The sequence below is a fragment of the Nonomuraea fastidiosa genome (genome assembly GCF_042751225.1).
In the GTDB taxonomy this organism is placed as follows: Bacteria; Actinomycetota; Actinomycetes; order Streptosporangiales; family Streptosporangiaceae; genus Nonomuraea; species Nonomuraea fastidiosa.
This window is the reverse complement of the sequence record NZ_CP170570.1, coordinates 1,390,218-1,412,324: the sequence shown is the minus strand read 5'-3', so window position 1 is coordinate 1,412,324 and position 22,107 is coordinate 1,390,218. Positions and strand designations below refer to the sequence as shown.

21 protein-coding genes and 1 pseudogene are annotated in these 22,107 nt (G+C 70.6%); 6 read left to right on the top strand and 16 right to left on the bottom strand.

The genetic code is table 11. The annotated features are described in order from the left end of the window. Window positions 1-102: 102 nt before the first annotated feature. Complete coding sequence (locus ACFMQL_RS06305) at window positions 103-1,491, top strand: xylan 1,4-beta-xylosidase (RefSeq protein WP_364058434.1); 1,389 nt, start codon at window positions 103-105, stop codon at window positions 1,489-1,491. Window positions 1,492-1,495: 4 nt separating this feature from the next. Here ACFMQL_RS06305 and ACFMQL_RS06300 read toward each other — a convergent pair whose 3' ends face one another. From ACFMQL_RS06300 to ACFMQL_RS06240, 13 genes and pseudogenes are all read right to left on the bottom strand, one after another. Continuing rightward, a complete protein-coding gene (locus ACFMQL_RS06300; RefSeq protein ID WP_378784898.1) occupies window positions 1,496-2,647 on the bottom strand; it encodes an acyltransferase in 1,152 nt (383 codons plus the stop codon). Then, entirely contained in the window at window positions 2,640-3,536 is an 897-nt protein-coding gene (locus tag ACFMQL_RS06295; RefSeq protein WP_364058428.1) for an alpha/beta hydrolase, read from the bottom strand. Before ACFMQL_RS06295 ends, ACFMQL_RS06300 begins: the two co-directional genes overlap by 8 nt. A gap of 106 nt (window positions 3,537-3,642) precedes the next feature. After that, complete coding sequence (locus ACFMQL_RS06290; RefSeq protein WP_378784896.1) at window positions 3,643-6,645, bottom strand: hypothetical protein; 3,003 nt, start codon at window positions 6,643-6,645, stop codon at window positions 3,643-3,645. Between the two features lie 8 nt (window positions 6,646-6,653). Further along, entirely contained in the window at window positions 6,654-7,970 is a 1,317-nt protein-coding gene (locus tag ACFMQL_RS06285) for a lipopolysaccharide biosynthesis protein (protein ID WP_378784895.1), read from the bottom strand. Further along, window positions 7,963-8,766, bottom strand: coding sequence for a polysaccharide deacetylase family protein (locus tag ACFMQL_RS06280; protein ID WP_364058419.1), 804 nt, complete (start codon window positions 8,764-8,766; stop codon window positions 7,963-7,965). Before ACFMQL_RS06280 ends, ACFMQL_RS06285 begins: the two co-directional genes overlap by 8 nt. Continuing rightward, on the bottom strand, window positions 8,763-9,764 hold the full coding sequence (locus ACFMQL_RS06275) for a glycosyltransferase family 2 protein (RefSeq protein WP_364058416.1): 1,002 nt from the start codon (window positions 9,762-9,764) through the stop codon (window positions 8,763-8,765). Before ACFMQL_RS06275 ends, ACFMQL_RS06280 begins: the two co-directional genes overlap by 4 nt. Before the next feature lie 9 nt (window positions 9,765-9,773). Continuing rightward, complete coding sequence (locus ACFMQL_RS06270) at window positions 9,774-10,607, bottom strand: glycosyltransferase family 2 protein (RefSeq protein WP_364058413.1); 834 nt, start codon at window positions 10,605-10,607, stop codon at window positions 9,774-9,776. Window positions 10,608-10,757: 150 nt separating this feature from the next. Then, complete coding sequence (locus tag ACFMQL_RS06265; RefSeq protein ID WP_364058410.1) at window positions 10,758-11,888, bottom strand: GNAT family N-acetyltransferase; 1,131 nt, start codon at window positions 11,886-11,888, stop codon at window positions 10,758-10,760. Then, window positions 11,885-12,256, bottom strand: coding sequence for a hypothetical protein (locus ACFMQL_RS06260; RefSeq protein ID WP_364058407.1), 372 nt, complete (start codon window positions 12,254-12,256; stop codon window positions 11,885-11,887). The genes ACFMQL_RS06265 and ACFMQL_RS06260 overlap by 4 nt, the downstream gene beginning before the upstream one ends. A gap of 265 nt (window positions 12,257-12,521) precedes the next feature. Then, window positions 12,522-14,174, bottom strand: coding sequence for a sigma factor-like helix-turn-helix DNA-binding protein (locus ACFMQL_RS06255; RefSeq protein ID WP_378784893.1), 1,653 nt, complete (start codon window positions 14,172-14,174; stop codon window positions 12,522-12,524). A gap of 112 nt (window positions 14,175-14,286) precedes the next feature. After that, the gene (locus ACFMQL_RS06250; protein WP_378784892.1) at window positions 14,287-15,528 is read right to left on the bottom strand and encodes a substrate-binding domain-containing protein; all 1,242 of its coding nucleotides are present in this window, start codon (window positions 15,526-15,528) and stop codon (window positions 14,287-14,289) included. Window positions 15,529-15,622: 94 nt separating this feature from the next. Then, a pseudogene (locus ACFMQL_RS06245) lies at window positions 15,623-15,871 on the bottom strand (substrate-binding domain-containing protein); the annotation flags it as partial. A gap of 323 nt (window positions 15,872-16,194) precedes the next feature. Further along, complete coding sequence (locus tag ACFMQL_RS06240) at window positions 16,195-16,833, bottom strand: cation transporter (RefSeq protein ID WP_364058397.1); 639 nt, start codon at window positions 16,831-16,833, stop codon at window positions 16,195-16,197. Window positions 16,834-16,972: 139 nt separating this feature from the next. Between ACFMQL_RS06240 and ACFMQL_RS06235 the strand changes: the two genes are divergently transcribed. From ACFMQL_RS06235 to ACFMQL_RS06225, 3 genes are read left to right on the top strand one after another with little or no spacing between them, the layout of a single operon-like run. Next, window positions 16,973-17,746, top strand: a complete 774-nt coding sequence (locus ACFMQL_RS06235; RefSeq protein ID WP_364058394.1) for a DUF4184 family protein — start codon at window positions 16,973-16,975, stop codon at window positions 17,744-17,746. Further along, window positions 17,739-18,560, top strand: coding sequence for an RNA methyltransferase (locus ACFMQL_RS06230; protein ID WP_364058391.1), 822 nt, complete (start codon window positions 17,739-17,741; stop codon window positions 18,558-18,560). Before ACFMQL_RS06235 ends, ACFMQL_RS06230 begins: the two co-directional genes overlap by 8 nt. Before the next feature lie 50 nt (window positions 18,561-18,610). After that, complete coding sequence (locus ACFMQL_RS06225) at window positions 18,611-18,853, top strand: DUF4235 domain-containing protein (protein WP_364058388.1); 243 nt, start codon at window positions 18,611-18,613, stop codon at window positions 18,851-18,853. 12 nt (window positions 18,854-18,865) lie between these two features. Here the strand turns inward: ACFMQL_RS06225 and ACFMQL_RS06220 are convergent, their stop codons facing one another. Beyond that, window positions 18,866-19,159 carry a hypothetical protein gene (locus ACFMQL_RS06220; protein WP_364058386.1) on the bottom strand — a complete coding sequence of 98 codons (294 nt, stop codon included), beginning with the start codon at window positions 19,157-19,159 and terminating at the stop codon, window positions 18,866-18,868. 195 nt (window positions 19,160-19,354) lie between these two features. On the opposite strand from ACFMQL_RS06220, the gene ACFMQL_RS06215 reads away from it, so the two are divergent. Next, window positions 19,355-19,945 (top strand): hypothetical protein, encoded by a 591-nt coding sequence (locus tag ACFMQL_RS06215; RefSeq protein WP_364058383.1) that lies wholly within the window; start codon window positions 19,355-19,357, stop codon window positions 19,943-19,945. A gap of 178 nt (window positions 19,946-20,123) precedes the next feature. On the opposite strand, the gene ACFMQL_RS06210 is transcribed toward ACFMQL_RS06215, so the two are convergent. Beyond that, window positions 20,124-21,023 carry a serine hydrolase gene (locus ACFMQL_RS06210; RefSeq protein WP_364058380.1) on the bottom strand — a complete coding sequence of 300 codons (900 nt, stop codon included), beginning with the start codon at window positions 21,021-21,023 and terminating at the stop codon, window positions 20,124-20,126. Between the two features lie 111 nt (window positions 21,024-21,134). Between ACFMQL_RS06210 and ACFMQL_RS06205 the strand changes: the two genes are divergently transcribed. Then, entirely contained in the window at window positions 21,135-21,359 is a 225-nt protein-coding gene (locus ACFMQL_RS06205) for a YegP family protein (RefSeq protein ID WP_378784891.1), read from the top strand. A gap of 103 nt (window positions 21,360-21,462) precedes the next feature. Here the strand turns inward: ACFMQL_RS06205 and ACFMQL_RS06200 are convergent, their stop codons facing one another. Beyond that, window positions 21,463-22,011: a VTT domain-containing protein gene (locus ACFMQL_RS06200; protein ID WP_364058374.1), complete on the bottom strand. Its 549-nt coding sequence runs from the start codon at window positions 22,009-22,011 to the stop codon at window positions 21,463-21,465. Between the last annotated feature and the right edge of the window lie 96 nt (window positions 22,012-22,107).

Below are 22,107 nucleotides of genomic sequence, written 5' to 3'. Positions count from 1 at the left end.
TTTGAGAGGGCCGGGTATCGCTACCCGGCCCTCGTCGGTCTTCAGACCTTGTAGGTTCAGGATTCTCCCGCTTTACAACCTTGCGAGGATGAGGAGCGTTCAGTGATTCCGACCGACGGCCGGCACGCGCGCAGACGATCGCCGTGGCCGCTCGCGCTCGGGGCGGGCGTGCTCGCGGTGGTGCTGGTGGCAGGCATCATGATCTACGCCTCCATCCGCACCAAGGCCCGCGGCGAGTTCAGTGGCGGCGAGGTCGCCACCGCCATGCCCACCCAGCCGGCTCCCACGCTCGAGCCGCCGCCCGCGCTCGACAACTGGCCGCGCTGGGGCGTCACCCACACCCAGTTCAGCGCGGACAACGAGCCCGAACACGTCGCCGACCAGGCCAGGGGCATGCTCGGCCGGGTGCCGATGCTGCAGAACCAGCACATCATGGGCTGGGGCGTGGGCAACCCCGAGCCCAGCCCCGGGCAGTTCAACTTCCGCGACCTCGACCGGCGGCTGACCTTCATGGCGTCCTCGCGAGCGATCCCGGTCATCACGCTCTGCTGCGCCCCCGACTGGATGAAGGGCGGGCAGGCCGGGCGTACCGACTGGAGCAAGAACCACACGGTCGCACCCGAGAAGGAGCACTTCGACGACTTCGCCAAGCTGGCCGCGCGGGTGGCCGAGCAGTACCCGACGGTCAAGCACTACATGGTGTGGAACGAGTTCAAGGGCTTCTGGAACGCCGACACCAACCGGTGGGACGCCGAGGGCTACACCGAGATGTACAACAAGGTCTACGACGCCCTGAAGCGGGTGGATCCGGAGATCAAGGTCGGCGGCCCCTACATGTCGATCGGGACCACCGCGGCGGGCGGCGCGTCGGAGCTGAGCGGGCCCTGGGGCACCGTCGACCAGCGGGCGCTGGACGCCATCGAATACTGGATCGAGCACAAGAAGGGCGCCGACTTCATCGTGGTGGACGGCGCCACCATGACCACCGACCAGGGCAACGTGCCCGACGACTTCGGCGCGCTCGGCAAGTTCAGCGCGATCACCAACTGGCTGCGGCAGAAGAGCGGCGACATGCCCGTGTGGTGGGCCGAGTGGTACGTCGAGCCGGAGAACTCCGGCTGGAGCGAGGAGAAGCGCACGGCCGTGCAGGCGGCCGCCCTGATGGAGTTCGTCAAGAGCGGCGTCACCACCGCCCTCTACTGGAACCCGCAGCAGGACGGCGAAGGCGAGTGCCCCGGCTGTCTGTGGCGGCCCAAGGTCGGCGGCGAGATGCCGATGGCGGGGCTGCTGAGCGGCTTCACCCGATGGTTCCCCGCCGGGGTGCGCGTCGAGGAGGTCGGCAGCTCCGACCCGAGGATCAGGGCGATCGGGCAGGAGCAGCAGCTCGTCATGGTCAACACCAGCGACCAGGACGTCACGGCCACCGTGGACGGGCGGCAGGTCACGCTCCGGCCGTACGAGATCAAGTGGTCGGGACGCGGCGGCGCCTGATCCTTCAGCCCCCGGCTCTCCCGGGTCTCTTGACACCGGCGAGTGCGCAGCACGCCACCAGTGCCGCCCCGAACACCGGCAGCCAGGCCAGCCGGGCCGCCACCCACGCCGCCGAGTCAGGGGCGGTGTGCAGGCCCGGCAGGATGCCGCCGGTCAGCAGGCCGAGGGCGGTCACGGCGATCATCGCGGTCTGGTGCCAGAGGAAGATCGTGATCGCGTGGACGTTCACCACGGCCACGGCGGCCCAGGCCAGAGGGCGGCGCAGGGCCCGGCGCAAGGGGCCGGCCAGCAGCCGCGCCGCCCCGCACTGCGCCAGGCCGAAAGTGACGGCGGCCAGCGTGGGAGGGTCGAGGTTCGAGACCGCCGCGCCCGGCACGCCCACCATCGAGGCCGGGTAACCGGCCCACAGCACCAGCACGGCCGTGGCGGCGGCGCCGCCCAGCAGCAGCGCCCACCCCGTACGCCGGCTCGGCAGGCCGCCCGCCCACGAGGCTCCGAGGCAGTACGGCACCAGCCACCCCGCGATCACGTTCACCCAGCCGAGCCAGCCGGGACCGCCGAGCCAGAAGCGCACCAGATCGACCAGCGCCACCACCGCCACCGGCCACGCGGGGCCGATCCTCGCCGCCACCGGGGTCAGCGCCGTCAGCGCCCCGAACACCAGCAGGAACCACAGCGGCGACCACACCAGCGCGGCCAGCGCGAGCACGGTGTCCACCGCCACCCCGCGCGCCAGCATGGTCACCGCGATCACCGACCACACCGCGGCCACGGCCATGACCGGCGCGAACAGCCGGGCCAGCCGCCTGCGCAGCCACGCCCGGAACCCCTGCTCGGCGCGGGCCCGCCCGCGTGCCGCGACCAGCCCGCCCACCAGGAAGAACACCGCCAGCGTCTGGAACAGCCAGGACGCCGGGGTGAACGCCGGGAGCTCGCGCAACGGGCTGGCCCCGCGCAGGGTGCCGCTGTCGGCGACCAGCGCCGTCACCAGCCAGTGACCGAGCACCACGCCGGCGATGGCCAGGGCGCGCAGCCCGTCGATGGCGCGGTCACGGCCTGCGGGGGTGGCCCGCTCGACCCGTTCGAGCAGCTCGCGCAGCGCCGAAGGTCCGCCCGCCGCCGGCCTGGCCCTCGCCGTCTGAACGCGGTCACGCATCGCCGGAGACGATCCGCGCGATGGTGTGCAGCGCCGGGGCGCCGGGCCGCAGATAGTCGCTGTGGCCGCCGTCCCCGGCCGGGAAGACGCGCGCGCCCGCCTCGGGGGCGACCGGGTCCAGGCCGAGGCCCAGCGTGACGAACGGCAGGCCGAACTGGGCGTGCGGCACCAGGGAGATCCAGTCGCCCGCGGTCCTCGCCGCCCACACCCGGGCCTGGGTGCGCAGCGGGGCGGCGGTGCCGGTGCCGGGGGCGCCGAACAGGACGATGTTCGCCACCTCCGGCAGCACGGGCGCGGCCCGGCCGCAGACGACGGCGCCGTACGAGTGGCACAGCAGCGTCACCCTGGCCTGCCCCAGCTCGTCCACGAAGGCCCGCAGTGCCGGGACCGCCGCGTCGGCCCGGTCAGGGGTCAGCAGCGCGGCGTCGTACGTGGTGGGCGTCCGGTAGCCGAGCCAGGCCACCACCGCCGCCCGCTCGCCAAGTTCCGCCTGTAAGGCCAGCGCGCCGGACAGCAGCTTGTCGTAGCGTTCGAGGCTCGTGTCCGAGCCGGGCACCAGCACCGCGACCCGCTCGGCCGTGGCGAGGTCGCCGAAGACCTCCGCCGACCGGCCGCCGTCGCGGCCGTCGAAGAACAGGAAGCGGCGCGCCGGGTCCGCCATCGCCCGCAGCGCCTCGGCGCGGCGCCGGTGGCCGTGCTCGGCCGCCATCCGCTCCGCCGCCACGATGCCCTGCCGTACGGCGGCGTAGCGGGCCTCTGACAGCCCCGGAGGCGGCTTGACGGGCGCGGGGGCCGGGATCTCCGTGCCCGACAGCGGAGCCGCCACGAGAGCCGCCGTGGAGGCCGCCACGATCAGGTTCAGCAGGCTGCGAGGTAAGGGGAGACGCATGCCTGCGACGCTACGGAGCGGCCTGCGTCATCGTCGTCACGCCGGGGAGGGGATCGGCCGCGTACCCCTGAAGTACTACGCCGATCACCCTCCCCGGTGACGCGCGTCAGTTGTTCGCCGCGATGTAGATGAACCGCTCGATGATCACGCCGAACGCGATCACGAACGACGGTATCGCCAGGAAGAGCAGCCGCTTGCGGGCGCGCGGCGCCCGGTTCGGGCCGTTCAGCCGGATGATCTCGTAGCTGAACAGCGCCACCCACGTCACGGCCAGCGCGGCGATGCCCACCGGCGTCCACGGGGAGGTCGGGTCGCCCCGGCCCTCGTACGGCAGCGGTTCGGGGATCTCCGTGCCGCGCACGAACTTCTTCCAGGTGTACAGCGCCGCGTCCTCGTTGGCGAACACCCGCTTGATGTCCGGCGACTTGTCCAGCGCGGCGCGGAACCGCTCGCCCCAGTCGTCCGGGAAGCCCTCGTTGAGCTGCAGGTAGCTGACCTGGGCGCGGCTCACCATCAAGTACGAGTTGCGCGGCTGGCTCTTCAGCTTCGCGACCGCCTTGTCGATCCGCGTCGGGTCCTTGAACACCAGCGCCTGCTCGGCGAAGCTCACCCGCTCGATGTCCCGCTCACCCCACGGCATCGACGGCGTGACCTCGGGGCCCTCCTTCGGCACCAGGTAGATCACGCGGGCGCTCGGCTTGTCGTGCTCGTAGACGTAGTGCAGGGCCGCCACCTCGCCGGTGGTGACCCGTTCGAACTTCTCGTTGCCGTACCTCGCCACCAGGAACGCCATCGCGAACATCACCGCGAAGCAGGCCGCGAGCACCAGCGAGATCTTCCTGGTGAGCTGCGGGTTGAAGCGCACGTTGCGCTTGCGCAGCGGCACCGTCTCGTCGCGCACGTCGGCGCTGTCGGCCGGCAGGTTCGGGAAGAACGCGTACGCGGCCAGCAGGCACGCGCCCGGCAGCGCGAACATGTAGATGCGCAGCCCGATCTCGCCGCCGTAGCTCTGCAGCGCCAGCGCCAGCACCGGTACGCACAGCAGGATCAGCGCCGAGCGGTCGAACACCCCGCGCCGCAGCCGGCGGAACAACCCCGCCGCCGCGCAGCCCAGGATGACCGCGAGGATGCCCAGCCGGGCCTGCAGCACGATCGCGTGCGCCGGGTCCGTGCCCTCGATCCTGTCGCCGGTGTTGCTGCGCAGGTTCTGCACGATGTTGCCCAGGCCGCCGAAGATCGTGTCGATCTGGCTGGCCCAGAAGCCCACCGTCATGTAGCTGATCCAGGCCAGCACCATCAGGCCGAGGAAGAACGGCAGCGCCCACGTCAGCGTCGTCCGCTTGAACAGCAGGAACGCCGTCAGCACGCCCAGCATCATGAACGGCGTGATCTGATGCGAGGCCACCGACGCCAGGAACAGCGCGATGAGCATCAGCAGCATCAGCAGCTTGTCGGCGCGGAACGTGCCGGTGTTGGCCAGCTCGCCCGGCGTCATCGCGTCCAGCTTGCCGATCCACTTGCGCAGGCCCTTCGGCGGGATCGGCTTCGTGCGCGGCTCCACCCGGCCGAACCAGCGCAGCAGGATCGCCACGAACGCCAGATACAGCGCGAACGTGAAGCCCTGCGGCGAGAAGTAGTCCTGGCCGATCCACTGCACCAGGATGAACAGCAGCGCCGCGAACCACCGGGCCCGCGTCGTCGCCACCACCTGGCGCAGGATGAGCACGAACGGCAGCAAGTAGAGCAGGTTCGACAGCAGCGGCGTCCACTGCAGGATCGGCGTCATGTCGCTGATGCCCGCCGCCTTCGTGACGAACGCGAACAACGCGAAGAAGCCCGGCCAGCCCATGCGGGCGTCGATGTTGATCGCCGTATCGCCGGTCCTGCCGATGAACTCCACGAAACCGGCATGGATGTAAGCCGTCGGGAAGCGCGGCTGCTCCGCCACCAGCGCGCCCGCCCCGTGCAGGGCGAACGTGATCGCGGCGATCTGGAACAGCAGCAGGAACTTGCGGTCCGTGCTCTGGGAGACCGTGACGAAGAACGACACGATCATGATCAGGATGGCGATGAACGCCGTCGCCGGCAGGGCCGAGATCAGGCCGAGGCCGTCGATGTCGGCCGGGTCCACACCGCGCATCGGGCCCGGGGGGACCTTGAGCGCCAGGATGTACATGACCAGGCCCTCAAGGACCAGCACCACGGGGAGCCACTTGGGCGCACTGGCGATCAGCGCACCGATCCTGGCCTTGAGCCCGCTCGGCTTTCGCTGCCCTTGCTGTGCGGGGGCGGCCTGCTGCTGGAAGGGCCGGCCCGGCTGACCCATGGGCGGGCTCATCGGCGGACTCTGCACCGCCACCCCACCCGGCGCCTGCCCGGGAGCGGTCATCGGCTGCACGAGCTCCGCCAGACTCCGCGCCCCACCGGCTCCGGCCGCACTCCCGGGGCCACCTCCGGCTCCGGTCGGCCCGGCTTGGGCGGGGCTCGCACCACCGGCGCTGGTGGCGTGGCCCGCGCCGCCCGAGGCAGCCGGACTCGCGGCGGCTGCGTCAGGGGCGGCGGTTCCCGGAGCGGTCGTGCTCGCGGTGGCTGCGCCGGGGGCGGCGGTTCCCGGAGCGGTCGTGCTCGCGGTGGCTGCGCCGGGGGCGGCGGTTCCCGGAGCGGTCGCGCTTGCGGCGGTCCCGCCGCCGGCCGGTGCCTGGCCGGTGGGTGCCTTCTGCGTCTTGGCGTCTGCCGTCTCGGGCGCGTCGGCGATCTTCGGCGCCGCGGCGATCTTCATGGGTTGCGTGCCCGCAACCTCCTCGTCCGCGCTGGAGGCACCGGAGGCGGCGGCCTTCCCGTCCTCGGCACCTGGCTCGGCATCGGAGGTGAGGGGAATCGGCAGGCGGATGGCCGTGGTCTCTTCCGCGTCGGCCGCGCCCTCGTCGCCGCTCTTCGGGGGTTCCCCGGCCGCCTTCGAGCCCTCCTCGGCAGAAGGCTCGAACGTCAGCTTCGGGATGACCCCGGTAGCGTCCGGATCGAAGGGCACGTCCGACTCCTCCTTGTCACCACGAACGTCCGGGGAGTCGTTGGTCCCCGTGGTCTTGCCATCGCCGTCCCGTTGCCTCACGTTGACCATCATGCGGCCCCGGACGACCCCTGGGTGACAGGCGACCGACCAGTTTCGTCCACTCTGAGGATTTTGCGAAGATTTCCGAAGATCACAACTGCGACGAGCAGCTCACTGAAGAGCAGACCATACCCGACCGCATTGACCCCGAAGTACGGGAAGAGCGCCATCGTGGAGACGAGCACCAGCACGGCGAGCCCGATCTGCACGGCCGCCAGCGCCCGCGCCTTGCTCTGCGCTCGCAAAGCGCTCAAATAGACCTCGATCAGCACCCTGGGCAGCACCGCCACCGCCATCAGCCGCAGCAGCAGCGTGCCCTCCTCGGCGAACTCCGACCCGAAGATGCGCAGGATCAGCGGCGCTCCGAGCACCGCCACCGCGATGATCGGAACCACGATCATGAACGCCCGCCGCAGCGCCCGGCGGCAGTTCTCGGCCAGCGCGGCCCGGTCGAAGGAGCCCTCGACGGTCAGCGACACCGCCATGTTCATGGCCAGCAATTCGATCATGCTGGCCAGGGTGTGCGCCATCGAGAAGCGGCCGAACGTGGCCTCGCCGACCTGAGTGGCGATCACCACCGGCACCAGGTAGACGATGGCCAGGATCGACAGCGTGCCGGGGAAGTCGCCGGCCAGGAAGCGGCCGACGTCACGCAGCCTGGGCGGCTCCCGCACCGGGTCGGACTCGCGCACGTGCCGGCGTACGACGACGCCGAAGATCAGCCACTGCACCGGGATGAGCGCGAGCGCGGTCGGGATGACCCACGAGACGAAGATGCCGCCGCTGGGCAGCGCCCCGGCCAGCGCCACCAGCAGGCCCATCTTGACCAGGCCGAAGATCAGGTTGTTCAGCGGCACGAACGGCGCGCGGCGCAGCCCGGTCAGCACGACGTCCTGGAGCGTGAAGACCGCCCACACCACCACGGACGCCAGGAAGAACAGGCCGGGCCCTAACCCGGCGAGCACGGAGTACGTCTTGCCCCACAGCGGCAGCGTCAGCAGGAAGCCGAGCGCGGCCACCCCGCCGGTGGCGGCGGCCAGGCCGTACCCGCGCAGGATCAGCTCGGCGGTGCGGCGGCCGGCGATCGGCAGGAAGCGCGCGAGCGCCCCCACGAAACCCAGCGCCGTCAGCGAGGCGAACAGCCGCATCGCCGTGATGACGGCCTGCCCGCGGCCGAACTCCTCCGGCGTGTAGTAATGGGCCGCGAGCAGCCAGTAGCCCATGCCGAGCACGCCCGTGATGACCGTGTTGGCCATCAGCGCGTAGCCCTGGCGGAACAGCGGGTTGCGCAGGTCGGTGACGACTCTCGCCCAGACCCTAGACATTTCCGCGCACCCGCTGCAGCCCGTACCGCGTCCTGCGGACGACCGCGTACCCCTTGGTGAGGATGCGTTCGCGCAGGTAGATGAGAGGTACGGCGGTGCCTTCGACGGCGCGCTTGAACATGTTGATGGTCGTGTGCTTGCCGACCGTCAACCGGGGGATGGCGAGCATGTCGTGACGATCTGCGGCGATCGTGTTGCTCACGGCGCAAGCGGCGAAGTATCCGGCTTTACGCACTTCACGGCGCACGCGGGCGCTGGAGTACCCGTACGGGTAGGCCATGGTGGCGACAGGGGTGCCGATCTTCTCCTCCAGCAGGCCCTTGTTCTTGCGCAGCTCCTGACGCAGGTCCTCCATGCGGAGCTGGTCGAGCTGCGGATGGCTGTGGCTGTGACCGCCGATCTCGATGCCGGTCTGCGCGGCCTCGCGGGCCTGGCCCCAGGACAGCATCCTGTCCAGGGGCCGGCCAGCGGCGTCCTTGCCGGCGTCGGCGACCCAGCCGCTGGTCAGGAAGACCGTGGCCGGGAAGTTGTAGCGTTCGAGCAGCGGCAGCGCGTGGCTGTGGAAGTCGGCGTACCCGTCGTCGAACGTCACCACGATCGGCTTGTCGGGCAACGAGCGGCCGTTGTTCTTGTTCAGCGCGGCCACCAGGTCGCCCAGGGTGAGCGGGGTGAAGCCGCTCTCCTTCAGGTACGCCAGCTGCTCTTCCAGGTCCGACGGCCGCACCGCGTGCGGTCTGGTGTCGGCGTTGGGCGTGTCGGTGACCGAGTGGTACATCAGGATCGGTACGCGGGTCATGACCGTGCCCCCTCCTGCGCCCCCTCCTGTGCCCCCTTCTGCGTCCCTTTCTGCGCCCCCTTCTGGGCCACCTTCAACCGTACGGAGCCGACGACGTAACCCCAGGTCGTCCAGGCCAGCCCGATGACGATGGCGGCGGCCCGGCCGAGCCCGCTCAGGTCGCCCCGCAGGGCGTCACCGACCCCGCGGAGCGCGCCGAGCGGCAGGGTCTTCATGGCGTGGGCCCGCTCGCTCGACAGCCCGTCCTGGGTGCCGACCTCGCGCGTCACCAGCGCCTTGGACAGCCCTTCCGCGTAACACCTGGACCTGAAGTACGAGAACCGCTCGCGCTGCTCGGACACCTTGTGCCCGATCACCGCGCGCGGCTCGTACAGCATGATCGAGCCCGGCTTGCGCTGCGAGAGCCTGATGCAGAACTCGGTCTCCTCGCAGCCAAGCGGGCGGGACTTGCGTCCCTGCACGCTGCGGCCGATGCCGCTGTGGAAGCCGCCCACCTCGGTGACCGCGTCGCGCAGGAAGGCGGCGTTGCCGCCCATGACGTTGCGGATCGGCGCCCTGACCGTGGGCATGCCGCGGTAGGTGCAGCCGACCGTCCAGTCGAACTCGTGCGGGAACCACGAGGGCCGCCGCCCCGACGCCCACAGGGGGTCGGTGCGGCCGCCCACGCCCACGACACCAGGTTCCTGGAAGCCCTCCTCCAAAGCCTCCAGCCACCCGGGGTCGGCTACGGCGTCATCGTCGAGGAACGCGACGATCTCTCCGTTGGCCGTGGCCACTCCGGTGTTCTTGCCGCCGGACAACCCCTTCTCGTGCGTGTTCTCGACCACGATCGCCTGCGGGTACTCGCGCTTGAGCTTGAGATGCAGGTCGGGGTTGTGATCGACCACCAGGATCAGCTCGTGTGCCGGGCGCGTCTGGTTCTCGACCGACTCGACTGCCTGCCTGATGTCCTCCCACCGCTCCTCGGTGTAGACGCAGATGACAACAGACGTGTTCACAGAGATCCTTTACGCGACGCCTCGGTCGGCGGTCGGGGTGGTGGCGGGCTCGGGTCGGGGCGGAGTGGGCTGGCGGCGCCACTCCTTCAGGATGGTCTTGAGCACGCGGAAGCCGTCCCGGATGACGTGCAGGTTGCTCTCGCCGTGAATGCGGTTGCGCTCGTGGCTCGGCACCTCCTGCACCTTCAGCCCCGCCTTGGCGGCACGCACGTTCATCAGGGTCTCCACCTCGAAGCCGTCGCAGTCGAGGTCGAGCACGTCCAGATGACGCGCCCAGAACGCGTTGTAGCCATAGCAGAGGTCGGTGTACTGGGTCCGGTACATGATGTTGACGATCCCCGTGAGGATCTTGTTGCCCAGACGCCGGTTCAGCGTCAGGTCGTCGCTGCCGCCGCCGGCGGCGTAACGCGAGCCCTTGACGAAGTCGGCGCCGGTCACCAGCGCCCCCACGAAGTTGATGATCTCGCGGCCGTCGGTCGAGCCGTCGGCGTCGATCATCACGATGATGTCGCTGGTGCAGGCGGCGAAGCCGGCGGCCAGGGCGTCGCCCTTGCCCTTCCCCTTCTGCGTCACTACCTTGACGTTCGGCCGCAGCCGCTTGGCCACGGCCACCGTGTCGTCGACGGAGTTGCCGTCCACGAGCACGATCTCGTCCACCCACTGCGGGATGGTGGCGAAGACGTGGGGGAGGTTCTCCGCCTCGTTCATCGCCGGTACGACCACGCTGACGGTCGGGGAGATGGCCAGGTGGGGCGTCACCGGCGTGAAGCTGGAAGGCGGCGGCATCGACCGCAGCGGTGCGGAATGGACCTTGCCGTTGTGCTTGGTTATCTCGGGACTCATAGCGAGGGATTCCTTCCGGGACCGGCACCGCCCACCGGCTTGTGAACCGTTCCCGGGTGCTGCGGCAACGGCGAAACCGGCGGACGGTGCTTTCGACGGTCCAGTGGAGTGAGGGTGTTGGTGCTGTGCCGGGTCTTGCTCGGGAGCGGTCTAACGTGCTCCCGTTGGTTCCTGACTTACCGCATTGGGTGACTCCTGATGTTGCATCGAGGTGCGCACCCGACCGAAGCCCTTGAGCACACGGTCGGCCGCTCTATAGAGAGACGGCCGATCCATGACAATTGTTCGGGCCTTGTTGAAAGGAGTTCGGCCCATCCAGTGCACCGCCGCCGTCGCCGACGGCCGCGAGACGCGGCCCTCGGAGACATAGAGGACACCGCTCTTGAGCCAGTCCTTGTACTCCTTGCCGCCCTTGCCCATGTCCACCATGTGCAGCCCCGCCTTCGCGGCGGCCTCGGCCATCCGCATATGGTGCACCATTCCGGGCGAGTAGCGGCCGAACTCGGTGTCGTAAGCGGGGAACCACCCTACGAGCGTGGTGGCCGTACGGAGGCCGAAATGCCCGGCCACCGGCACGTCACCCGCATAGAGCATGGTCAGCACGCCCGCGAAGTCCGCTGAGTTCTCGGCATGCATCATGTCCGTCAGCTCGACGATCCACGGCTGGGCGAACCTGTCCACCCGGCCGGTCCGCCGATACTGGTCGGACTTCCACGCCAGCAGGGTGCGCAGCACCTCGGGGTCGGCCGAAGCCCACTCCAGGCGCAGCTCGCCGTGCTCCCTGCCGAGCTTGCGTTCCTTGTACCTGACGGTCTTGAGGTTCTTGGGGGAATTGGCCTTGACCTGCTCGAGCCAGGCGTCGAAGCCCGAGGTGAAGTCCATCACGGGCGCGGGCCTGACGTCCGACTCGTACGGAGCGAACGTCGGCTGGCCGGCCACGAGGTGGTCGAAGTCGTAGACGCTGAGCTTGCAGGCACGAAGCAGAGCCTTGGCGTCGAGCTTCAGCCCGGGCTCGGAGATCAGGCCGTGGCACGTGGTGAGGAAGCCGCCGAGCGGCTTGCCGATGCCGAAGCTGTGCCGCTCGTACGGGAAGAACCCGACGATGCGCCCCCCGTCGGAGATGACCGCCACCCTCACGTAGTCGCGCAAACGGTCCATCGCCACGGCGAATTCGACCGACAGGAACGGGTTGTCCAGACTCGGATCGGCCTTCTGCAGCTCGCGCCATCGCGCCCGCTCGGACTCGCCGAGTTCTCTGGGCCGGACTACCTGGATGTTCACCTTGCCCTGGCCCCCTGTTCGGTCTGCATGCGGTTCCCCCGGTACAACACCCGAAGCACGTACATGAACCCGCCGAGCACAGCGACCGTCGCGACACCGGCCCGGGGCGACCACGCGTCGAAGAGCAGCATGGCCTCGGCGAGCAACACGTTGAGCACCAGGCTCGCGGCTGCTCCCACGGAGAGTGCGGCAAGGGGGTCACGATCGCGCAACAGTCCCACCACTGCCGCCCCTGGAACGACCAGAAGGAACAAGGAGATCAGGAACGGGCGCAGGGGTGTCTCGATATCGAACAGCGCGATGACCGCCCCTGCGATGCAGGCGAGCGCGACCAGCCAGGCCAGCGCTCTGCGGTGCTGCTTGAGCATCTCCTGTCTTTCTCCTGCCTTGCTGGTGAGAACGCCGATCGATCGCAATTCATGGGATCAACCGGCGCCTCAACACGTCAATGCCGACGCTTGGCGACGCGCGCCGGTTTACTGGCAGGCGCAAGAAATTCGTGTGACCTTCAACACACGGTCAAGTGATCGCCGGCCCCGAAGCGGTCCCCAAGCACACCAGAATGCCCTATGTGACCTAGGATCTTCGAGCCAGGGTCCGATATATACCTATTTGTCGTTCGGTTTGGGCGATCTACTGTCTGTTTGCATCGCTTTTACGCAGAGCCTCCGCATCCGTCGCTTCCAGCGCGGAGCCGGACGCGTCCGCCGGCGACGTGGCCACCCCGGACGTGGGCGCCGCTGACGGCTCGTCGTCCTCCGTCGGCAGGCCGGTCGGCGGCTCCGGGATCTCCTCACCCTGCCACGACACCGTGCAGGTGGCGGTGCCCGCGTTCGAGGTGAAGGCGATCCTGCCGGTGCCCGGCTCGAACGGATCCGCGGCCGTCACCCGGACCTTCACGGTGGTGCCCGCCCTGATCGAGCCGCTCTCCGGAGACACCTCCAGGCCCTGCGAGGCGGTCGCCACCCAGGAGACCGCCGCGTTGCGTGCGCGCAGCCCGATCTCGCCCGTGCCGGCGATCGACCGCGGGCAGGTTGCGATCAGCTTGGCGGCCGGCGCGGGCCTGCGACGGGTGGCGGTCGGCCGGGCGGCGGGGCGGCTCCTGGGCCGCGCCGCGGCCGGGCGCGAGGCCGGGGGAGGGGTGGCCGAGCGCGTACGGCCGGCCGACGGGGACGGGCTCGGCTCCTCTTCCGGCTCCGTCCCCCCGGTGTCCTCGGTGTCCTCGGTGTCTTGGGTGTCCTCGGTGAACTGCGGCTCCTCGGCGGGTTCCGCGGGCGGCGGCGTCGTGGCCGGCGCCGGGCGGGAGCGGAGCGTGCCCACCTCGGCGGCGTCCGAGCCGTTGATCACCACCACCGCGCCCGTCGCGGCCAGCAGGCAGGCGCCGGCCAGCATGAGCGGACCCAGGCGGCGCGACCTGTGGCGGCGCGGGCGCTCGTCGTGCGCCACGGGGAACCCGCTGCGGTCGAAGCTGTCGCCGCGGTCGGTGATCAGCTCGCGGGTCTCGTCCAGCTCGGGGCTGACACACGTGTCGATCACCCGGCGGCGCAGCGAGATCCCCGGGTACGCCACCGGCACCATGTCGAGCAGCCGCGCCGCCGAGACCTGCCGGTGCCGCCGCTCGGTGCACACCTCGCACCCGCCGATGTGCCCCGACAGCCGCCGCCGCAGCAGCGGGGTCAGCGGCCCCTCCCACGAGTCCACCATGGCCGACAGGTCGGGGCAGTGCGCCCGTCCCGTCCTGGCCAGCACCACGGCCGCGGCCGCGATCTCCAGATGGTCGCGGGCCCGGCTCAGCCTGGTCGCCGACTGCCGGCCGGTCAGCCCGAGCACCGCGCCGACCTCCGCCGGGGTCAGGCCGTGGCGCAGCGACAGCTCCAGCACCTCGCGCTCGCCCCTGCGCAGCTCGCCCAGCGTCTCGTGGACCAGGTCGGCCAGCTCGGGATCGTCGTGCTCGGCCGGGTCGGGCAGCGGGAGCCCGGCGGGCGGGGTGCCGGGGCGGTGCGCAAGGCGGGCGCGCACCTGGAACCTGGTCAGCGCGTACAGCCAGGCCCGCAGCTTGGCCGGCTCCTTCAGGCGCTCGGCGCAGCCGTGCGCGGTCACCAGCGCGTCGTGCACCGAGTCGGCGGCCAGGTCGCGATCGCCCGACAGCGCGTAGGCGTAGTCGTGCAGCCGCTCGCCGTAGAAGTCGTAGAGCCTGGCGGGAGCCTCGGTGTCCGCGCGCCGCAGTGCCTCGATCAGTTCCTGCTCGTCGGCGCGATCGACGGTCGGCCATCCAGGCACGGACATTCCCCTCCCCGCGGGTGGACCGGGCTTCGGAGCCCCACGCGCAAGGAGGACGCGGCCTGGTTCGTACGGGTTCGCCCCCCATACCGAATGGGCATGGAGGGCGGGTTTCCCATCAGTCGTCACAATTCGGGGTGCAGAGGCGGCGTTCCATGCCCCGCAGGAAGAAGTCGCGGACCTGGAGGATGTCCTCCGCGATGTACGCCTCGCCGCCCGTCGCCTTGGCCAGCGCCTCCATCTGCCGCTTGCCCTTCTTGGCGTCGGGGCCGAAGGCGATCAGCAGGATGCTGATCGGCCGCTTCGGGTTGTAGGTCTGCTTGAGGAACCGCAGCAGCTCGGCGTTCTCGACGCCGCCGTCCGGGTCGTCGTTGCCCGCGCCGTCGGTGAGGATGAGCAGGGTGTTGACCTTGTCCTGCTTGTAGGTCTTGGTGAGCTGCGTGTAGGCCGCCTTGACGGTGTCGTTCAGCCCGGTGTCGCCCGTCTCCTTGGCCTTGAGCTGGGCGAACGTCCTGACCAGCATCTCCTTGCGCAGCGTGCCGTTGACCGACTCGGTGAGCGGGCCGAGCGGGACGACCTCCTTCCAGTCCTTGCCCTTGCCGTCCATGTGCGTGGAGAACGTCCACAGGCCCATCTCGGAGCCCGGCGGGAACAGCGCGAGACCCTCGGTGGCGATCTTGTTGATGGCCTGCATGCGGGTCATGCCGGTGCCGGGCACGGGCAGCGCCATCGTGCCGGAGACGTCGAGCAGCGTGAGCAGGCGGGTGCCGAGGTTCAGCCGGGTCCAGGTCTGCACCACGCGCGCGACGGTGGGGCCGTCCGGCGGGTCGAGCGGGGCCGGCGTGTCCTCGTCGAAGCCGTCGGCCTCGGTCAGCGCCTTGCCCGCCTTGCCGTCCACGCCGCGAAAACCCGCGTCGCGCAGCGTCTTCCCGGACGCCTCGGACGACAGTTCCTGCTTGAAGTCCGCGGCGGCCTTCAGCACCTGCGGGTCCTTGGCGAGGGTCGTCACCGGGTAGTCGAGGCTGAGCGTGCCCTCCTTTGGGTAGAGGGCGACGACCGGCGACTCGGGCTTCTTGTTGTTGTGCGCGAAGATGGCCTGCTCGGAGGTGACGCCCACGGGCACCTTGCTGCCCGGCTTGACGGTCAGGCTGGCGAGCAGCGCCGTCGAGTCGGACACGAGCTGATCCGACAGCTCCTTGAGCGCGCCCACCAGCGCCTTGTCCTGCCCGGCCTCCTTGGCCGTGCCGGCCGCGGCGAGCAGGGCCGCGAGGCCCGCGGAGTTCTTCTGCGGGTCGAGGGCGAGCACCCTGACCTTCTTGCCGGGGCCGTCCACGTTGGCCACGTTGGCCGCGGAGATCACCGAGATCCAGCTCGGCTGGAGCGCGCCGGTCAGCTTGCCAGGCCGCGGACTTGGCCGCCGCCAGCACCACGGGCGACGTCGCGATCGACCCCTCCACCTGCGGCAGCGCCTCGCCGCCCGGCGCCTGGCGCATGCTCTCCATGAGCAGGCTGGAGTCGGCCACCCACAGGTCGGCGTTGACCTTGCCGGCCGCGACCTTGTTCGCGGTCCTGGCGGAGTCCTCCTTGGCGACCGTCACCTCGACGCACTTGCCGTCGACCGTGTGCATCGCCTTGTTGTACCGGCCGGCGATCTTGTTGAGCGCGGGCTGGATGTCGGGGGCCGCGACCACGCGCAGCGGCATCCTGCCGCCGGTGCAGTCATGGTCGCGGGTGATGATGACGTACGCCGCGACACCCAGCAGGACGGCCATCGCGACGGCACCGGCCAGCGGTACGAGCACTTTGCCCCGGCTGTTCCTCGGTCGCTTGCGCGGGAGGGGTTCGCCGGCTCTGTAATCGCCGTCGAGATCGTCTGTGCGGTGTCGCCCCACGATGTCCTCTTAGGTGTTCTAGAGACCGTTCGGAGACCCTAGCGGGAGATGCTCCGCAATACTCCGGGAACGATACTCGGTGTGGTCTCTGTGGGAAAACACCACTTTTGGTGCGACGATTACGTACGGTGCGGTCAATGGCAGCAAGCGTGACCGGCCCAGGCGCGTAGCCCCTCGCGTGCGGCGACGGCCGCCAGCAGCACCGCCACGGCGGGATCCACCCACCACAGGCCCAGCGTGTTCAGGTACAGACCGGCCAGCACTCCGGCCGCCATGGCCGCGCACATGAGGTTCTGCGTGCCCTCGCCTGACGTGGCCGCCGACGCCAGCCGCCTGCCCAGCCGCCGCTTGGCCAGCCCCAGCACCGGCATGCCGGCCAGGCTGACCGCCGTCACCACGATGCCCAGCGCGCTCGGCGCGGCACGGTGCCCCGCGTCGAGGTCGTGGGCCACGTGCACGATCAGATAGGGGGCGAGCAGCCAGAAGCTCACCGCCACCGCCCGGCGGGCCGTGCTCTCCGCGTGCGGCGACAGCGTACGCGCGCCTGTGAACCGCCACACCACGATCAGGCTGGCCGCCGCCTCCACCAGGGCCGACAGCCCCCAGCCGATCAGCGCGACCGAGTGCGCGGTGAGGCCTGCGGCCAGGCCGAGCACGCTCTCCACGCCCAGCCACACCAGCGTGATCAGCGAGAGCGTACGAGCGGCGCGCGCCGCCCGCAGCCAATCGGCTGACGCGGCCGGATGCTCATGAATCCGCTGATCAGGCACCATGAACCCCCGAACTCCCGGCTGATCCGGCCGTCGACAGCGATGAGTAGCGTACCCACTACGAAGCGCGACGAAGAATGATCGCGGTAAAACCCGATCAAGCTTCGCCCGCATAATGAAACCCGATCAAGGGGAGGGTCCGGTGCCGTTCACGCCCAGCCACATCGCAGCCGTGCTGCCGCTGATCGGGCCGTCGGCCCGGATCCGCCGCGTGCTCGACCCGTGGGCGCTGGCCTTCGGCGCGATGGCGCCCGACCTGCCGCTGTTCCTGCCGTTCCTGCCCGAATACCGGGTCTGGCACTCCTGGCCGGGGATCGTCACCATCGACCCGCTCGCCGTCCTGGTCCTGCTGCCGCTCTTCCACCTCGTGCTGCGCGACCCGCTGATCGCGCTGTTGCCACCCGCGCTCGCCGGCCGGGCCGCGCTCCTCGCCCCCGAACGCCTGCGCCCGCTCCCCATGGCCGCGGGGGCCGTGTCAGGAGTCGTCACCCACGTCGTATGGGACTCCTTCACCCACTCCCGAGGCGTCATCGAGTGGGGCGCCTGGCTGTCGGTGAACGTCTTCGGGGTGATCCCCCTCTTCCGCCTCCTCCAGTACGTCTCGTCCGCCGCCGGCCTCGCCGCGGTCGTGTGGTGGGCATGGCGGGGGCTGTCCCGGATGCCGGCGGCGCCCGTACCCGAGCGGCTGCGCATGACCTCGCGCGCCCGCGCCGCCGTGCTGACCGCGGCCGGGCTCGGCGTCGTGGCCGGCGCCCTGCTCTGGCCGCTCGTCGACGAGCCCAGCCCCCGCTTCGGCATCGCGAGCCTGATCACCAAGACCGGCGTGGGCACCGTGATCGGCCTCTGCGCGGTCCTCGCATGCCATGCGCTGGTCTGGCAGGTCAGGCGGCGCATGGCAGTATCGGAAGGTGCTTGAGTACGTCACCGACATCGACGACCCCCGGCTGTCCGACTACACCCGGCTGCGCGACGTCGAGCTGCGCAAGAGCCTGGAGGCCGAGCGCGGCCTGTTCCTCGCCGAGGGGGAGAAGGTCATCAGGCGGGCCATCGGCGCCGGGTACCCCATCCGGTCGGTCCTGACCACCCGCCGCTGGCTGACCCCGCTCGAAGACGTGCTCGGCGACGCCCTCGTCTACGTCGTCAGCGACGAGATCATGTCCGGCATCGCGGGCTTCCAGGTCCACAGGGGCGCGCTCGCCTCCATGGAACGCCTGCCCCTGCCCTCCATGGACACCCTGCTCAAGGGCCCGGCCCGCCGCCTGCTCGTCCTCGAGGACCTGGTCGACCACTCCAACGTAGGCGCGATCTTCCGCTCCGCCGCCGCGCTCGGCGTGGGCGGTGTCCTGCTCTCGCCCCGCTGCGCCGACCCGCTCTACCGGCGCGCGGTCAAGGTCTCGATGGGCGCGGTCTTCTCCATCCCGTACGCCCGCATGGACGACTGGTTCGACGGCCTGGCCCGGCTCCGCGAGGCCGGCTACCGCACCCTCGCCCTGACCCCCGACCAGAGCGCCACCCCCATCGACCGCGTCCGCCTCACCGACCGCGTGGCCCTGCTGCTCGGCTCGGAGGGCGACGGCCTGTCCTCGCACTGGCTGGAGGAGGCCGACGAGGCGGTCTGCATCCCGATGAGCCCCGACGCCATGGCCGCCGGCGTCGACTCGCTCAACGTCGTGGCCGCCGCCGCCATCGCCTGCCACGGGCTCATGCGGGCTGACCAGCGGGACGTTTAAGAACCTGGCCTCGGGCACGGGCATGCACCACGTGAACGTAAGGAGCAGGAATGCAGCCCGTCGAGAAAGCCGCATCGCTGGGGGTGAGCCTGCTGAGCGGCGTGCTGGCCGCCGCGCTCTTCAGGCGGGCCTGGACGCTGGTCTCGGGCCAGGACGAGGCGCCCGACGCCGAGGACCTGGAGCGAGGGCTCGCGGAGGTGCTGGTCGCGGCCGCCGTGCAGGGGGCCGTCTTCAGCGTGGTCAGGGCCGCCGTGCAGCGGGCGGGCGCGAAGGCCGCTCAGCGGCGGCACTGAGCGGGGCCCGCATCATCGGCCGTCGCCGGTGAGCCAGTCGGGGTAGCCGTCGAAGTGGTGGGCGATCGGCACGCGGTCGATGGGCCGGTCTCCGCCGGTGCGGCGCACGTGGCGCTCGAGCGCGGGCATCTGCTGCTCGGTCGTGACGAGGGTGAGCTGCCAGGCCGTCGCGTCGGCGGCGGACGGGTGCGAGACCTCGGCGATGTCGATCGACGTGGCGAGCCCGGAGAGCAGGATGCCGTGCGCCAGCTCGGCCGCCGCCTCGTGGCCCTCGATCAGAGTGCGGACCTCGACGAATTCCGCCATCAGGATGTCCTTTGGGAGGGGTGTGGGGCTCACCCTACTCGGGAACGGACGGCGGGCCGAATCCATCGGAAAACGTACAGGTGTGTCGTGTCGGGCCGCCGGGACGCCGGACGGGGGCGGACGGCACGGACGATGCGGCACACTGTCATGGTCCGATCACCGAACGTGCGCACGCGCGCACCTGCCGGAGGGTCCATGAACGGGGCTTGGATCATCACGCTCACCGCCGCGACGGGGCTGCTGGTCCCGCCCCACCCGCTTGCCGCAGACGGTCCGCAGAGGGCCGTTCCTGAGCGGCTCGCCGCGGCGCCGAAGAGGTCGGGCAAGGATGCGCTGACCTGTGCCGTGTCCACGCCGTCCGAGCGTCCGCTGACGTTCACGCCCCGGGTCGGCCTGACGACGCGGCGCATCTCCGCGCGCGGCTACCTGGAGTTCACCGGGTGCACCTCGCCCGACCGCTCGGCCCGCTTCCTGCGGTCGGGCTGGGTGAACGTCAAAGCCACCGCCCAGGCGTCCTGCGCCACCGCCCGCCGGGTGCGCGGCACCGCGGTGATCACCTGGTTCGGCGCCACGGGACGGCCCGCGGGAACCTCGAAGCTGGGCATCAAGGCCGACCGCCTGGTGGCCAGGCACCCGGCCGACACCCTGCTCACCGGCACCGTCCGCACGGGGTGGCTGGCCGGGAAGCGGGTCAGTGGGGGCATCGCGCCGCCCACGGCCATCCTCGGCTGCGCCGCGAGCGGCCTGCACGCCTACCCCGGCCACGGCACCATCACCTTCGGCTGACCGGCTCACACGGCAGGCGGGCCTGCGCGGCCTGGCAGGCCGGCTCCGCCGGTCGGCTGAGCGCCGTCCCCGGCACGCGCGGCCGAAGGGGTGGTCGGCTGAGCGCCGTCTGCCGCACGTGCGGCCGAAGAGGTGGTCGGCTGGGCGGCGCCTGCTGCTCGCGCAGCCGGATGGGCGGTCAGCGGAGCACTGCCCGGCCGCCTGCGTAGCCGAGGGATCGGTCGTTCATGGCCGCCTGCTCGCCCGCGTAGTCGAGCAGCTTCTCCGCGGTGCTGAACCGGCGCTCGTTCTGGTCGCCGAGCAGCACGCCCACGATCTGCACGCCGTTGCGCTCACCCGCGAAGAGCAGGCAGTAGCCGGCCGCGTTCGTGAACCCGGTCTTGACGCCCAGCACGCCGTCGGCCCGCGACAGCAGCTTGTTGGTGTTGCGCCAGGTGTGCGCCTGATGCACGCGGGTCTTGGACACCTTGTGCACCTTGCTGCCGACCACCTGCGTGAAGACGCTGCTCCGCAGCGCGTACTGCGCCAGCTTGGCCTGGTCGGCGGCCGTGGAGTAGCCGCCGTTCGACGGCGTGGGCATGCCGTCGGCGTTGGTGTAGCGGGTGTTCTTGAGTCCGAGCTGGCGGGCGGTGCGGTTCATCTTGGCGACGAAGGCAGCCTTGCCGGGCCCGTAGTGGCGGGCCAGGGCGTTCGCGGCGTCGGCGCCGGAGGGCAGCAGGAGCGCGTACAGCAGGTCCCTGACCGTGAAGCGCTCGCCCTTGCGCAGGCCCGCGGTGGCGGCGCCGCCCTTGGCGGCGTACTTGACGTCGGCGGCGCTGATCGTGACCACGTCGCTGAGGTCGGCCTCGCGCAGCACCACGTACGCCGTCATGATCTTCACGAGGCTGGCGACCGGCACCCGCTTCGTCTCTCGCTTGCCGAGGTGGACCGTTCCTGCGGAGTCGACGACGTACGCCTCTTTCGCCTTGACGGCGGGAGCGTTCGCGGCCTGCGCCGGCGTGCTGAATCCGACGACCGGCGTAGCGAACCCGACAACCAGCGCGACCGCCGCAGAGCTAATCAAACCCCCAATACGCATGCCAATCATGGTGACAGGAGATCAAGGGTTCGTTTGCCTAACTGGGCCATGCGTCGCGCTCAGATGGGGGTAAATCCTTCATAGATCCGATATGGCGGGGGGCGGTTGGCCATGGCGGGAAAGTTCGTCATCAGCGGTGATGAGCAGGGCGGATACCGGTTCGCACTCGTCGCCGGCAACGGGCAGACGCTGGCGGTGGGGGAGGGTTACCCCACCAAAGTGGCATGCGTGAACGGTATCGAAACCGTGCGCAGGAACGCGCCCGGGGCGGTGATCGAGGACTGCAGCACGGCCACCCCACGGGTCATCCAGACCGAACCGGCCGGCCAGGGCTGAGCCCAGGAGGCAGGCGAATATGCGCGGGCCGGGGCTGCGGGGGTCGCCCGGGGCCGTGGAGTGGGGGCGGGCCGCGCGGCTGAGGCTGAGCGGACGGGGCCGGTTACGAGTCCTGGGGCACCAGGGGCTGGTCTGCGGCGGCGCGGCGCTTGCGGCGGCGGCGTACCGTGAACCAGGCCACCGCCGCCACGGCCAGCACGGCCGCGACGGCGGCCGTGATCGGCGAGCGCGCGGCCAGCTCCAGCCAGCCCCACACGAGCGCGGTGAGCCCGAACCACCACAGGGGCGCCCAGGTCAGGCAGCCGAGCGCGCTGGCCACGACGTACCAGGGGTAGGAGACGCGCAGCGCACCGGCCACCCAGGGCAGCGTGTGGCGCAGCATCGGCACCCAGAAGCAGCCGTAGACGGCGAGCGCGCCCCAGCGCTCGACCACGCTCTCGATCCTGGTGATGCGATCACGGCCGATCTTGACGCCGACGCGCGACTCGTACAGCCTCTCGCCGAGCTTGCGGCCGACCCAGTAGTACACCTGGAACGCGCCGAACAGGGCCACGATGAGGATGACCCCGACCAGCCAGTACGGCAGGTTGAACCAGGACGAGTCGGTGGGGGCGGGGACGGCCATCGTCGCGTGCCACATGAACGGGCCCACCACCCCTCCCAGAGCCTTAGGACAGCCTTACCTTAATTCAGGCTATCCCCCGCTGCCAGACCGGGGTGCAAGCCACCCGCAAAGGGTGCAACTCAC